Genomic DNA, 13,435 nt, shown 5'->3' on the forward strand with positions numbered 1-13,435 from the left:
GGACCGAAGCCCCCTTTGTCACGTCAGGTTGTTGACCCAGTCCTCGATGTCTCGGGCGCGAAACCGGACAGTGCCGCTGACTTTTACCGGTTGCGGGAAATTGCCTTCACGAACCCATTTCCAGACGGTCTGTCGAACCACCCCAACCGTTTGCGCCACTTCATCATAGGTGAGAAGTAGCTTTGGTAGGATCGTCGGTTGATTATCAGGCGCTGGCTGGTAGACGGCTTCCATGAAATGCTCCCTATAGAGTATCGGGATTATCCCATGGAAGTCCATCTGACGCAAGGATCACTGTAGCGCCGCAACCCAGTCATCAACATCATTGGAGCGCCACCGAACCATACCATTGACCTTGATCGGGCTTGGGAACTTTCCTTCCTTCTCCCATTTCCAGATCGTCTTGCGGGTCACTTGTGCAATCGCGGTTACGTCCTTGTAGGTCAGCAGAGTGGTCTGTGTAGTCATGGGTATTGTCGTTTCCGTTGGTTACCCGATGACCTTGCCTAAGCCGCTTGCGCCAATTCCATATTTTTCTTGCCGAGAATGGCTCCCATGAGATGCTCCTCCCACAGAGTGAGCGCACGAAGCTTCTCCGCGAAGTAGTCATTGCGGTCATAGGTGCCCTCAACCCCGCCGATAACGTGGCTCAGAACGCGCTCAATATGATCCTTGGCCACGAGACGGTTCCCTCGCTCATCCTGCATCCCGTTCGAGTGTGAAGAGTAGGATCGCCGCAGGTCGTGGAACATCCAATGGTTCACTTCATGACCTTGCTTCGCCGCATGCTGCAACAGAGCGTTGGCGATGTTGGCCTGCTTTCTACTCCAGCCAGTGAGATGATTGTCCCCGTCGATGTTCGGAAACAGGAAGGCCGAATTGGTCGCACGCATCCGTCGGTCGACGATCTTCCATGCCTCGTTCGGCAGCGGGACGATATGATCCCGACTGTGCTTCATCCGTTCGGCGCGAATCATCAGGTGGTGACCGGCAACATTCACTTCATTGCGACGCAGCCCGAAAATTTCCAGTTTGCGCTGACCAGTCAGCAGGGCGAGACGATAGGCATCGGCCCAGATTTCCTCCTCACGATCGAGAACCGACCAAAGCCAGCGGATTTCCGATGGGGTCAATATGCGGTCGCGCTTTCTCGTTTCCGAAAGAGGGAGGTCCTCAGCCGGGTTCATCCTCAGGCCGGTGGTCCGCTTGTCATGCCGTGCCCACTGGAAAAACGCCTTGATATACCGAGTCGTGCTGTTGGCCGCTCCAAGGAAACCATCCTCACGAAGCTCCGTGATCACGTCATAGAGCAGGTCTTCGGTCACCTCAGTGATGAGGGTGGAGCCGATTTCCTCCTTCCAGAGCCGCGTCCACATCCCCTCCTTCTCGATGATGGTGCGGGGCTTGTTCGACGCCTTGCCATAGATGTTCGTGCCAGCCTTCAGGCCGCCGATATAGCGGTCCCATGCTTCCTGACAGGTCATGATGCCGGGCGGGCGACTCGGCGCTTCCTCCGGCGGCAGGTTCTTCGCGCCAGCGCCATATTTGACGTAAACGTCAATTCCGCTGTCATGATCGGCCTGAATTTCGCCAGCCTTGGCCCGCGCGTCGGCGAGGCCCACCGTGGGGAATTTCCCCAGCGTAAGCGTCCGTGGCACCCCTTTCACGCGCGCCTGCCACTGCCATGTCTTGCTGGCAGCGGTGACGACGAGCGCGAGTCGGTTACCCTTGGGATCGAGAAATCGACCCTTTTCGCATTTGAGGCTAGTGAGCCCCTGATGGTTCCATGTGACCTTCATACGCCATTCCCGTTAGTAGCATACGGCTGGCATACGGGATGGGGTGACCGGATTTCATTATTCTCATCCGATCAATGGCTGCAAATTTGCGAAGTCTACCTCAACCCGAGGATTACCCAGCGTTACCAGCAGTTACCGCCACCGTATGAAAAAGCGTATGCTACGGGACCATTAGGCCCCAGTTGCGACGATGGCAAACGGCGTAAAATACTGAAATAGCGCGGAAAAATGGTGCACCCGGAACGATTCGAACGTCCGACCCTCAGATTCGTAGTCTGATGCTCTATCCAGCTGAGCTACGGGTGCGTTGTGGAGGCGCAGATATAAGGGCCCGGCTGATCTGGCAACCCCCAAAAATCATCAATGTGAAATTTATGCGAAAATCGCCGACAAAAGCCCGTATTTCCGGGACTTGCCCCTCGTCGCCTTATCGCTTCCGGCGCGGCCAGGGATGGAGAATCGGGATATAGATGGCCGCAACTATGCCCAGCGCCAGGAAAGTGAGGCCGATCGCCAGCGCAATCACCCAATAGCGCGGGTCTTCCTGCGACACGAACCAGCCCGCAACGAGCGACGGGATGAACAGAAGGAGGCGTGCGATCCAGACCATGGATATTCCCCGCATGTCGTAACGATGCGTCGATCCTAGCATGCTGACTTCGGCAGGGAAAATAATCTGGAAACCGCTTTGGCCTCTGATCGGTCATTCCCGATAGGGTGGCCGCAGCCGCATGCCCTTGGTTCGACTGGTCAGGTGATATTGGCGACACAGCGCGCAGCGATAAGGCCGCAGGACGATATCGGCCCGATGGACGACAGCCCAGGCTTCCTCCTCCGTGGCATAGCGTGCCTTGCGGGTGCAGATGCCCAATGTGGTGCGCATGATGGAATGCTTCGCCAGATCGCGCCCGGCGTCAATGCCGATTGACGCGGCAAAATCTCAAGCAACCACAGTAAGTTGCGTTCGATTGTTCAGCGATGAAGGAAAATGGTGCACCCGGAACGATTCGAACGTCCGACCCTCAGATTCGTAGTCTGATGCTCTATCCAGCTGAGCTACGGGTGCGTTGGAGTGGCGCTGTTAGAAGCGTCCGGCGGTGCTGGCAAGCACTTTCTTTCACTTTTTTCGACAATGCCCGAACCATGGGCGTTTTCGGCAACTTCCCGGCGGGCCGATCGTTTCGACGCTGGAAAGGATGCCGACATGAGCTTCACACCCAATGAGATTGCGCTGCTGCTGGTGGCGCTGCTGGCCGGCCTGGTGCTTGGCCTGATGATGAGCGGCCGGGGCAAATATAAGCGGCTGTGGCGCGAGGAGCAGAGCGCCCACCACCATGCCATCCGGGATCGCGATGCGCGGCTGAATGCCGCCAATGAACGGATCACCGAGTTGGAGCGCCAGTCCACGCCGATCAGCCCCGGCACCGCGACGGCGGTTGCAGGCGGCGTGCAGGGCCGCGATGACCTCAGCCGCATAAACGGCATCAGCCAGACGCAGGAGATCGCGCTCAACGAGGCGGGCTATCACCGTTATGGCCAGATCGCGGCGCTGAATGGCGAGCAGGAGGCGACGCTGGAAGCCCGCCTGGGCCTGAAGCCCGGCACGATCGCGCATGAGGACTGGCGCGGCCAGGCGCACCATCTGGAACGGGGCGAGAAGCCGGGCCTGCTGAGCCGCCTTACCGGCCAGGCCTGACCCCCTGAAACCCTGAGCCCCCTGAAACGAAGAAGGGCGGGAGTTGCCTCCCGCCCCTTTCCTCTTACTTCTTCGCCAGAGCAGCCTGGGCCGCAGCGAGGCGGGCGATCGGCACGCGATAGGGCGAGGCCGAGACATAATCGAGGCCGGTCTGCTCGCAAAAGGCGATCGAGGCCGGGTCGCCGCCATGTTCGCCGCAGATGCCGAGCTTGATGCCGGGGCGGGTCGCCCGGCCGCGTTCGGCCGCCAGTTCGATGAGCTGGCCCACGCCCTCCACATCGATGCTGACGAACGGATCGCGGGCGAAGATGCCCTTGTCGACATATTGCGTCAGGAAGCGGCCGGCGTCGTCACGGCTGATACCGATCGTCGTCTGGGTGAGGTCGTTGGTGCCGAAGGAGAAGAATTCGCCGACTTCGGCGATCTCACCGGCCTTGAGCGCCGCGCGCGGCAGTTCGATCATCGTGCCGACCAGATAGTCGACCGACGCCCCCTGCTCGGCGAACACGTCCTTGGCGACCTGATCGACGATCGCCTTCATCAGTTCCAGTTCCTTCTTCGTCGCGACGAGCGGGATCATGACTTCGGGGATCGGCGCCTCGCCGCTCCGTTCCTTCACGATCAGCGCGGCTTCGAAGATGGCGCGGGCCTGCATCTCGTAGATTTCGGGATAGGTCACGCCCAGACGGCAACCGCGATGGCCCAGCATCGGGTTGAATTCGTGCAGTTCGGCGGCGCGACGCTTCAGCGCCTCGACACCGACGCCCGCCGCCTTGGCCACTTCCTCGAATTCCGCTTCGCCATGCGGCAGGAATTCGTGGAGCGGCGGATCGAGCAGGCGGATGGTCACGGGCAGGCCGGCCATCACCATGAAGATCTGGGCGAAATCGTCGCGCTGTTCGGGCAGCAGCTTGTCGAGCGCGACGCGGCGGCCCTTCTCACTGTCGGCCAGGATCATTTCGCGCACGGCGGTGATGCGGGCCGCGTCGAAGAACATATGCTCGGTCCGGCACAGGCCCACGCCTTCGGCCCCGAAGTCGCGCGCGGTCTGGCAGTCGAGCGGGGTTTCCGCATTGGCGCGCACCTTCAAGCGACGGACCTTGTCGGCCCAGGCCATCAGGATGCCGAAATCGCCGGCCAGTTCGGGCTGCACGGTCGGCACTTCACCCGCCATGACTTCGCCGGTGGCGCCGTCGATGGTCAGGATATCGCCTTCCTTCAGCTCGCGGCTGCCAATGCGCAGTATCTTGTTGGCATTGTCGATCGACAGGCTGCCCGCGCCCGAGACGCAGGGACGGCCCATGCCGCGCGCCACCACGGCGGCGTGGCTGGTCATACCGCCACGTGCGGTCAGGATGCCCTTGGCCGCGTGCATGCCGTGAATATCTTCCGGGCTGGTTTCGACGCGGACCAGGATGACGGCATCGCCCAGTTCGTTGCGACGCTCGGCGGTGTCGGCATCGAACACGATCGCGCCGCTGGCTGCGCCCGGCGAGGCCGGCAGGCCCTTGGTCAGCACATCGCGCGGCGCCTTGGGATCGAGGGTCGGATGCAGAAGCTGGTCGAGCGCGGCGGGATCGACGCGGGCGACGGCTTCCTCTTCCGAGATCAGGCCTTCGCTGGCCATTTCGACCGCGATCTTGAGTGCGGCCTTGGCGGTGCGCTTGCCCGAGCGGGTCTGGAGCATCCAGAGCTTGCCCTGCTGCACCGTGAACTCGATATCCTGCATGTCGCGATAATGGGTTTCGAGGATGTCGAACACCCGTGCCAGTTCGGCATAGGTTTCGGGCATCGCCTCTTCCATCGACAGCGGCTTGGCCCCTGCCCGCTCGCGCGCCTGCTTGGTCAGATATTGCGGGGTGCGGATGCCAGCAACGACGTCCTCGCCCTGGGCGTTGATCAGATATTCGCCATAATAGGCGTTCTCGCCGGTGGCGGGGTCGCGGGTGAAGGCAACCCCGGTGGCCGACGTGTCGCCCATATTGCCGAACACCATCGCCTGCACATTGACGGCCGTGCCCCAGTCGCCGGGGATCGAGTTCAGGCGGCGATAGACCTTGGCGCGGTCCGCCTGCCAGCTGCCGAACACGGCCGAGATTGCGCCCCAGAGCTGGTCGGCGACATCCTGCGGGAAAGGCTTGTTCCAGAGCTTGGCGACCAGCGCCTTATATTCCGAAACCAGTGCCTTCCAGTCGTCGGCGGTCATTTCGGTGTCGAGCGTGTAGCCCTGATCTTCCTTGGCGATTTCAAGGGCTTCCTCGAATGCGCCATGATCGAGTTCCAGCACCACGTCCGAATACATCTGGATGAAACGGCGATAGCTGTCCCAGGCGAAACGCTCGTCGCCCGATGCAGCGGCCAGGCCCAGCACAGTCTCGTCATTGAGGCCGAGGTTGAGGACAGTGTCCATCATGCCCGGCATCGAGATGCGCGCGCCCGAGCGGACCGAAACCAGCAGCGGATCGGCCGCGTCGCCGAACTTCTTGCCGGTAACCGCCTCGATATGGGCGATGCCATTGGCGACTTCCGCCTTCAGGCTCTCGGGATAGACGCCGCCATCGGTATAATAGCGGGTGCACATTTCGGTGGTGATGGTGAAGCCCGGCGGCACCGGCAGGCCGATCGCGGCCATGCCGTCCAGGTTCGCGCCCTTGCCGCCCAGCAGATTCTTGTCGCCCTTGCCCCCGTCGTTCACGCCACCGCCGAAACGATAAACATAGCGCGTCGAAGTGGTGCTCATTTGGGCCTCTTCCGTCATAACCATATACCGGCTCTCCCTGCACTGATTGCCGAGTTGTGCGTTGCAATAATAATGCCGCAATTAGCGGCTCAAGCCATTAGGGGATAGGACTTATCCCGCTTAACTTCGCATATTTCCCGCAGATTTTGGAATTTCGTTTCCTTATCCTGTAATCTTCGAAAAGTCGGCGACATTGTGCACTGCATCACGGACCCGCGCCAGCAGCGCGAGGCGAGTCGTGCGCTTCGCCGGATCAGCATCATTCACCGTCACGGTCTCAAAGAAGGCGTCGATCGGCGCACGGAGCGTCGCCAGCGCCGCCATGGCGCCCTCGAACTCCTCGGCCGCGACAGCCTGTGCCGCCTGCGGTTCCGCCGCGTCGAGCGCAGCGATCAGATCAGCTTCCGCCTTTTCGGGTTCATAGGAAAGCGAAATCGCCTCCGCCTGCTCCACGCCTTCCTTCTTGAGGATATTGGCGGCGCGCTTGTAGCCCGCGAGCAGATTGGCACCGTCATCGGTCGCGACGAAGGACTGGAGCGCCTTCACGCGGGCCAGCAGGCGGACAAGGTCGTCCTCGCCGCCCAGCGCGAACACCGCGTCGATCAGGTCATGACGAATGCCCGCTTCCTTCTGCTGGACCTTGAGACGGTCGGCGAAGAAGTCGAGCAGGTCGCCCTCTGCAACAGCCATACGCAGACCATTGGCGGTCACGATCTGGATGACGCCAAGCGCCGCACGGCGCAGCGCGAACGGGTCACGCGAACCCGTCGGCTTTTCATCGATACCGAAGAAGGAACGCAGCGTATCCAGCTTGTCAGCCAGGCTGACCGCCACCGTGATCGGCGCGGTGGGGACGTCATCGCCCTGCCCGACCGGCTTGTAATGGTCACGGATCGCATCGGCCACCGCATCGGGCAGTCCCTCGGCGCGGGCATAATAGCCGCCCATCACGCCCTGCAATTCGGGGAATTCGCCGACCATTTCGGTGACGAGGTCCGCCTTGCACAGTTCCGCCGCCTGACGCGCCAGCGCCGGGTCGCAATTCGGCACGATGCCTTCGCTCGCCAGCCATTCGGCCAGTTTGGCGACGCGCTCGACCTTGTCGGCGACGGTGCCCAGCTTCTCATGGAAGGTGATGCGGCCTAGCTTCTTCGCCTGCTCGGCGAGCGGCGTCTTGCGGTCCTGCTGCCAGAAGAAGCGGGCGTCGCTGAGACGCGCGGCCAGCACCTTGCGGTTGCCAGCGACGATCGCCACGCCGCCATCCTTCGCCTCGATATTGGCGGTGCAGATGAAGGCCGGTGCCAACTTCCCGTCCGCGTCACGCAGAACGAAATATTTCTGGTTGATACGCAGGGTTAGCTGAATGACTTCGGGCGGAACCTCAAGAAATTCCGGATCGAAATCGCCCAGCAAGGGCACCGGCCATTCGGTCAGGCCAGCATTTTCCGCGACCAGGCCCTTGTCCTCGATCACGCTATAGCCCTTGGCCGCCGCAGCCTCGCCGGCCTTCGCCTCGATGATCGCCTGACGCTCCTGATGCAAGACGATGACATAGGCGGCGCGCAGCTTGTCGGCATAGTCGTCGGCGCCGTCGATGCGGATCGCGCCGGTCGAATGGAAGCGATGCCCCACCGTCTCGCGGCCAGCCTCGACCCCCTCGATCGACAGCGGGACGATCTCGCCGCCGAGCAGCGCGATGATGCCCTGCAGCGGGCGGACCCAGCGCAGGCTTTCGGTGGTGGCGCTGGCCGCGCCCCAGCGCATCGACTTGGGCCAGGGGAAGGCGCGGATGACTGCCGGCACGGCTTCGGCCAGCACGTCGGTGGTAGCGCGGCCGGGCTTGTTCACCACGGCGAACCAGACGCCGTCGCGATCCTCCAGTTGATCCTGGGTCAGACCGGTCTTGCGCAGAAAGCCTTCGAGCGCCTGCGCCGGGGCGCTGGTGCGGGGGCCCTTGAATTCCTCGCTGACCGCCGCGGTTTCCAGCGGCAGGTCGCGGGCGATCAGCGCCAGGCGGCGCGGCGTAACGAAGCTGTCGATCGACGCGGGCTTGAGCCCGGCCTTGGCCAGTTCCTCGGTGAAGAGGCGCGCCAGATCATCGGACGCCTTCAATTGCATGCGCGCGGGAATTTCCTCGCAGCGCAGTTCGAGGAGGAAATCGGTCATCAGGCGGTCCATCCGTTGGTCTTCATCCACGCTTCGCAGCTACCCTTCGCCATGTCGCGGACCTGGCCCATATAGCTGGCGCGCTCCTGCACGGAGATCACGCCGCGCGCCTGCAGCAGATTGAAGGTGTGGCTGGCCTTGATCGCCTGCTCGAAAGCCGCGAGCGGCACATCATTGGCGATGCACTGGTCGTACTCGGCCTTGCAGTCCTTGAACCAGCGGAACAGCTTTTCGGTGTCGGCGACCTCGAAATTCCATTTCGACATCTGCCGCTCATTTTCCAGGAACACGTCGCCATAGGTGACGCCCTGGTCGTTGAACTTCAGGTCATAGACGCTGTCCACGCCCTGGATATACATGGCGAGGCGTTCGAGGCCGTAGGTCAGTTCGCCCGCGACAGGCTTGCAGTCATAGCCACCCATCTGCTGGAAATAGGTGAACTGGGTAACTTCCATGCCGTCGCACCAGACTTCCCAGCCCAGGCCCCAGGCGCCCAGCGTCGGGCTTTCCCAGTCATCCTCGACAAAGCGGATGTCATGGACCAGCGGATCGATGCCGATTTCCCTGAGACTGCCCAGATATAGCTCCTGCAGGTTGGCAGGGCTGGGCTTCATGATCACCTGATATTGGTAATAATGCTGCAGCCGGTTCGGGTTCTCGCCATAGCGACCGTCGGTCGGACGGCGGCTGGGCTGGACATAGGCCGCGTTCCAGGGCTTGGGGCCCAGGCTGCGCAACGTGGTCGCCGGGTGGAATGTACCCGCCCCCACTTCCATGTCGTAGGGCTGAAGAATGACACAACCCTGCTTGCCCCAATAGGCGTGCAGGGTGAGAATGAGGTCCTGGAAGGAAAGCGCTTTGCCCTCGGCCACCGGTGGTCCTTGCAATAATGACAGATTATGGTCGGCCGCGCCTTGGCGCAGCGCGGGCCAAGGGTCAAGGAAAAGCCGCGTCGAACAGGGTTAAGCCGCTTGCCCTGCGCGCCCGGCGCCCGCATGGAAGGGACATGAGACTGACCGCTTTCCCGTCCCGCTGGCTTTCCGCGGGACTTTTGCTGCTCGGCGCCTGGGGCCAGGCCCAGCCCCTCGCCGCCCGCGAACCCGTCAACATCGCTGTCAACGTCGCCCCTGCCCTGTGGCAGGTGAAGGACGCCGACACGACCATCTATCTGTTCGGCACGGTCCATGTGCTGAAACCGGGGATCGACTGGTTCAAGGGCGGGGTGAAGCAGGCGTTCGACGCATCGGACGAACTGGTGCTGGAAATCATCGAGCCGGAAAATCCCGGCGAGATGGCGCAGATGATGGCAGGCAAGGCGATGGCGACCGACCGGGTCGCCCTGTCCACCCGCCTAGCGCCCGACGCCGCACAGAAATATCGCGCGGCGATGGTGGCGGCCGGCGTACCCTGGCAGTCGTTCGAGGCGTTCAATCCGTGGATGGCCGGCATGATCCTGTCGGTCGCGCCGCTGCAGAAGCTGGGCTACCAGTCCGACATCGGCGCGGAAAAGATCTTGCGCGCCGCTGCCGAGAAGGCCGGCAAGAAGGTCGGCGCGCTGGAAACGGTGGAGCAGCAGCTCAATTTCTTCGCCGACCTGCCGATGGCGCAGCAGGTCCAGTTCCTCAACGCCACGGTCGAGGGCATGGACGGGATGGAAGGCGAGTTCGCCGCCCTGCTCAGTCACTGGCAGACCGGCCAGCCGGAAAAACTGGCGGACGAAATGAACGATTCGCTCAAGGCCACGCCGGAACTGGCGCAGGTGCTGCTGATCAACCGCAACGCCAATTGGGCCAAGTGGATCAAGGCGCGACTGGATCAGCCGGGCACCGTGTTCGTCGCGGTCGGCGCGGGCCATCTGGCCGGCAAGGGCAGCGTGCAGGATCAGTTGAAGACACTGGGCATCGCCAGCGCGCGTGTGAAGCAGGGGGAATAAGGCCATGAAAAGCTGGATGATCCGTTTCCTGGCCCTCTGCGGTCTTGCGCTACTCGCCGCGTGCGGCAGCGAGCAGAAGGCCCCTGCCCCCAAGGTCGAGGCCGGCCAGGGCCCGGCACTGTGGCGTGTCGAGCGCGCCGGCCTGGACGGCTGGATCTTCGGCACCATCCATGTCCTTCCCGAAGGGGTCGACTGGCAGACGCCGACGATCAAGCAGGCCTGGAAGGATGCCGACCAGCTGGTGCTGGAGGCCGCCGACCTGCAGGACCAGCAGAAGACGCTGGGCCTGTTCGAAAGCATGGGTCGCAGCCCCAACCTGCCCGCGCTCGACGCGCGCGTGCCGGCGGGCGAGCGCCCCGAACTCGACCGGATCGTCAAGGAAGGCGGCACCAGCGCACAGGCGCTGTCGGGCTATGAAAGCTGGGCGGCGGCCATGCTGCTGTCCGCCGCGTCGCAGGAAAACCTGAACGTCAGCCAGGAAAATGGCGTCGAGCCGGTGCTGATCGCCGCCTTCAAGGGCCGGCCGATCGGTGGCCTCGAAACCGTCGAGCGCCAGTTCGGCGCCTTTGACGGCCTGCCCGAAGCGGCGCAGCGCAAGCTGCTGATCCAGACCATCCATGAAGCCAAGGACATGAAGGCGCTCTATAATCGCATCCTGAGCGCCTGGGCCAAGGGCGACATGGAGGCGATCGCCAAGGAGGACCAGAATGGCGAGCAGCCCGATCCGGTGGTCGAGGATGCGATCCTGACCGCGCGCAACCGCGACTGGGTCGGCGCGGTCGACAAGCTGAAGGGCCGCCCCTTCATCGCGGTGGGCGCCGGCCACCTGACCGGCAAGGACAATCTCGTCGATCTGCTCAAGGCCAAAGGCTACAAGGTCACGCGCGTGCAATAAGCCAACGCTAAACTTGCTTTATCGCCGCTTTCTGCTACAGGGCCGCCTTCCCGCGATGGTCATCCCTGGAGGCGTGGCGGGAAAATTGTATCAAATTTGCTTTTGGAGACACGCAATGAGCGAGCAGCTTACGCTGTCGGCCGAGGCACGCGATCGGGCAGGCAAGGGAGCCTCCCGCGCCCTCCGCCGTGAGGGCCGCGTACCCGCCGTCATCTATGGTATGAACGAAGAACCCCTGTCGATCCACGTCGAGGAAAAGCTCCTCAACAAGCAGCTCGGCACCGGCCACTTCTTCAATTCGGTCATCATGGTCGAAGTCGGCGGCAAGACCGTCCGCACCCTCGCCAAGGATGTGGCCTTCCACCCCGTGACCGATCGTCCGCTGCACGCCGACTTCCTGCGCGTTTCGGAACATGCCACCGTGACCGTCGCTGTCCCGGTGCGCTTCGAGAATGAAGACGCCTCGCCCGGCCTCAAGAAGGGTGGCGTGCTGAACGTCGTCCGTCACGACGTCGAACTGGTCGTCGATGCCGCCGAGATCCCCGATGACGTCGTCGTCGACCTCAAGGGCTTCGAAGTCGGCGATTCGATCCACATCAGCGCCGTGACCCTGCCCAAGGGCGCGAAGGCTGCGATCGAAGACCGCGACTTCACCATCGCCACCATCGTCGCTCCCTCGGCTCTGAAGAGCGCCGAAGGCGAAGCCGCCGAGGGCGAAGGCGAGTAATCGCCTTACAGCTTGCTTGCAGGCTGGAAATTCCGATCCCGTCCGCCTAACCGGCGGGCGGGATTTTTCTTTTCATGCGGGATAGACGATGCAGATCTGGGCCGGCCTCGGCAATCCGGGGCAGCAATATGCGATGCACCGGCACAATGTCGGATTCATGGCCGTGGACCTGATCGCCGACATGTATCGCTTCTCGCCGCCCAAGAAGCAGTTCCAGGGCTGGGTGCAGGAAGGGCGGATCGGCCCGGAGAAGATCATCCTGCTCAAGCCCGCCACCTTCATGAACGAAAGCGGCCGCGCGATCGGCGAGGCCATGCGCTTCTACAAGCTGACGCCGCAGGACGTGACCGTCTTCCACGACGAACTCGACCTTGCACCGATGAAGGTCAAGGTGAAGCGCGGCGGCGGCAACGCCGGCCATAATGGCCTGCGGTCGACCGACGCCCATATCGGCAATGATTTCCGCCGCGTGCGCCTGGGCATCGGCCATCCGGGCCACAAGGACAAGGTCCATGGCTATGTGCTGGGCAATTACCATAAGAGCGAGATGGACGCGCTGGCCGACATGCTGGGCGCGATCGGTGCCGAGGCGGAATGGCTGGCGAAGAATGACGACGCCCGCTTCATGAACGAAGTGGCGCTGCGGCTGGCCGACTGAGGCGGATCAGAAGCGCGCCGAGAGGCCCAATAGCGGCCCTTCCTGCGAGACGTTCCAGCGAAATTGCTGGCCGGTAAAGTCGCGCATCCGATATTGCTGATGGACGAAGCGATAGCCAGCGCGCACGGTCAGTGGCAGGCCGGCGAGGCGCAGCCGGTAGCCAATCGTTCCCTCGCTATCCATCTGGATTTCCGATCGCTAAAGCCGCCGGCATTCAGGCGCGCGTCGATCACCCAGTGACGGTCGATATCGCCCGCCGTGCGGACGCCGGCCAGCACCTCCGTCCAGTCGGCCTTGCGATTGGCCGTCAGGCCCAGCGCCGCGACATCGGCCGACAATTTCGACCAGCGCAAACCGACGACCGGCGCGAAGGTAAAGCGCCGCCGAACCCCATGGACGGTCCGCTCCGCCATGCGATGGTCGATGATATTATAGAAAAGGCCGCCCGACACATGGGCCTTCCTGATGCCCAGTCCCACCTGCTGATGATAGACGGATGCGTCCTGACTGGTCTTCACATATTGGCCATCGACATAGGCGCCGACCTTGCCATTGCTCAGGACGACTTCTCCCATGGTGACGAAGTCGAGATGGTCGAATATCTCCGAGAAGGGCATGTCGACCCTGGTGCGGAACCCAGCCAGTTCCGCATTGCCGTGCAGCGATGCCGCCCAGACATAGGGCGTGACGGTGAGATGCCAGCCCTGATCGGGCATGTCATCGGACAGTTGCGCCGGCACCTCCTGCGCCAAGGCCGGTCCGGCATAGACAAGGGCATTGGCGAGCAGGCAGCATAGAGGAAGATATCGCATGGCGGCGCT

15 protein-coding genes and 2 tRNA genes are annotated in these 13,435 nt (G+C 62.7%); 5 read left to right on the forward strand and 12 right to left on the reverse strand.

The window, feature by feature from the left end:
• Window positions 1-18: 18 nt before the first annotated feature.
• The 7 genes from AC0KVN_RS04685 to AC0KVN_RS04715 form a co-directional block, all read right to left on the reverse strand.
• On the reverse strand, window positions 19-234 hold the full coding sequence (locus AC0KVN_RS04685; RefSeq protein WP_483655965.1) for a helix-turn-helix transcriptional regulator: 216 nt from the start codon (window positions 232-234) through the stop codon (window positions 19-21).
• A 57-nt stretch (window positions 235-291) separates the two neighbouring features.
• Window positions 292-468 carry a helix-turn-helix transcriptional regulator gene (locus AC0KVN_RS04690; protein ID WP_483655966.1) on the reverse strand — a complete coding sequence of 59 codons (177 nt, stop codon included), beginning with the start codon at window positions 466-468 and terminating at the stop codon, window positions 292-294.
• A gap of 38 nt (window positions 469-506) precedes the next feature.
• Window positions 507-1,799 (reverse strand): tyrosine-type recombinase/integrase, encoded by a 1,293-nt coding sequence (locus AC0KVN_RS04695; RefSeq protein ID WP_483655967.1) that lies wholly within the window; start codon window positions 1,797-1,799, stop codon window positions 507-509.
• 229 nt (window positions 1,800-2,028) lie between these two features.
• Window positions 2,029-2,105: transfer RNA gene (locus AC0KVN_RS04700), tRNA-Arg, on the reverse strand.
• A 121-nt stretch (window positions 2,106-2,226) separates the two neighbouring features.
• Entirely contained in the window at window positions 2,227-2,409 is a 183-nt protein-coding gene (locus AC0KVN_RS04705; RefSeq protein WP_048937173.1) for a hypothetical protein, read from the reverse strand.
• Between the two features lie 93 nt (window positions 2,410-2,502).
• Window positions 2,503-2,682, reverse strand: coding sequence for a hypothetical protein (locus tag AC0KVN_RS04710; RefSeq protein ID WP_004207303.1), 180 nt, complete (start codon window positions 2,680-2,682; stop codon window positions 2,503-2,505).
• Window positions 2,683-2,788: 106 nt separating this feature from the next.
• A tRNA-Arg gene (locus AC0KVN_RS04715) sits at window positions 2,789-2,865 on the reverse strand.
• A gap of 138 nt (window positions 2,866-3,003) precedes the next feature.
• Here AC0KVN_RS04715 and AC0KVN_RS04720 point away from each other — a divergent pair.
• Window positions 3,004-3,495, forward strand: coding sequence for a hypothetical protein (locus tag AC0KVN_RS04720; protein ID WP_435567468.1), 492 nt, complete (start codon window positions 3,004-3,006; stop codon window positions 3,493-3,495).
• Window positions 3,496-3,559: 64 nt separating this feature from the next.
• On the opposite strand, the gene ppdK is transcribed toward AC0KVN_RS04720, so the two are convergent.
• The 3 genes from ppdK to AC0KVN_RS04735 form a co-directional block, all read right to left on the reverse strand.
• Complete coding sequence (gene ppdK / locus AC0KVN_RS04725) at window positions 3,560-6,259, reverse strand: pyruvate, phosphate dikinase (RefSeq protein WP_136187349.1); 2,700 nt, start codon at window positions 6,257-6,259, stop codon at window positions 3,560-3,562.
• A gap of 138 nt (window positions 6,260-6,397) precedes the next feature.
• The gene (gene glyS / locus AC0KVN_RS04730) at window positions 6,398-8,401 is read right to left on the reverse strand and encodes a glycine--tRNA ligase subunit beta (protein ID WP_435567467.1); all 2,004 of its coding nucleotides are present in this window, start codon (window positions 8,399-8,401) and stop codon (window positions 6,398-6,400) included.
• Entirely contained in the window at window positions 8,401-9,273 is an 873-nt protein-coding gene (locus AC0KVN_RS04735; RefSeq protein WP_004207307.1) for a glycine--tRNA ligase subunit alpha, read from the reverse strand. Before AC0KVN_RS04735 ends, glyS begins: the two co-directional genes overlap by 1 nt.
• Window positions 9,274-9,407: 134 nt before the next feature.
• Between AC0KVN_RS04735 and AC0KVN_RS04740 the strand changes: the two genes are divergently transcribed.
• The 4 genes from AC0KVN_RS04740 (at window position 9,408) to pth (ending at window position 12,614) form a co-directional block, all read left to right on the forward strand.
• Complete coding sequence (locus AC0KVN_RS04740) at window positions 9,408-10,334, forward strand: TraB/GumN family protein (protein ID WP_435567466.1); 927 nt, start codon at window positions 9,408-9,410, stop codon at window positions 10,332-10,334.
• Window positions 10,335-10,338: 4 nt separating this feature from the next.
• Entirely contained in the window at window positions 10,339-11,229 is an 891-nt protein-coding gene (locus tag AC0KVN_RS04745) for a TraB/GumN family protein (protein ID WP_435567465.1), read from the forward strand.
• 115 nt (window positions 11,230-11,344) lie between these two features.
• Complete coding sequence (locus tag AC0KVN_RS04750; RefSeq protein WP_004207310.1) at window positions 11,345-11,956, forward strand: 50S ribosomal protein L25/general stress protein Ctc; 612 nt, start codon at window positions 11,345-11,347, stop codon at window positions 11,954-11,956.
• A gap of 88 nt (window positions 11,957-12,044) precedes the next feature.
• The gene (pth, locus tag AC0KVN_RS04755; protein ID WP_279727926.1) at window positions 12,045-12,614 is read left to right on the forward strand and encodes an aminoacyl-tRNA hydrolase; all 570 of its coding nucleotides are present in this window, start codon (window positions 12,045-12,047) and stop codon (window positions 12,612-12,614) included.
• A 6-nt stretch (window positions 12,615-12,620) separates the two neighbouring features.
• Here the strand turns inward: pth and AC0KVN_RS04760 are convergent, their stop codons facing one another.
• On the reverse strand, window positions 12,621-12,797 hold the full coding sequence (locus AC0KVN_RS04760) for a hypothetical protein (protein WP_435567464.1): 177 nt from the start codon (window positions 12,795-12,797) through the stop codon (window positions 12,621-12,623).
• The gene (locus AC0KVN_RS04765; RefSeq protein ID WP_435567463.1) at window positions 12,743-13,426 is read right to left on the reverse strand and encodes a hypothetical protein; all 684 of its coding nucleotides are present in this window, start codon (window positions 13,424-13,426) and stop codon (window positions 12,743-12,745) included. The genes AC0KVN_RS04760 and AC0KVN_RS04765 overlap by 55 nt, the downstream gene beginning before the upstream one ends.
• Window positions 13,427-13,435 lie beyond the last annotated feature (9 nt).

The sequence above is a fragment of the Sphingobium sp. SG1 genome, assembly GCF_057063145.1.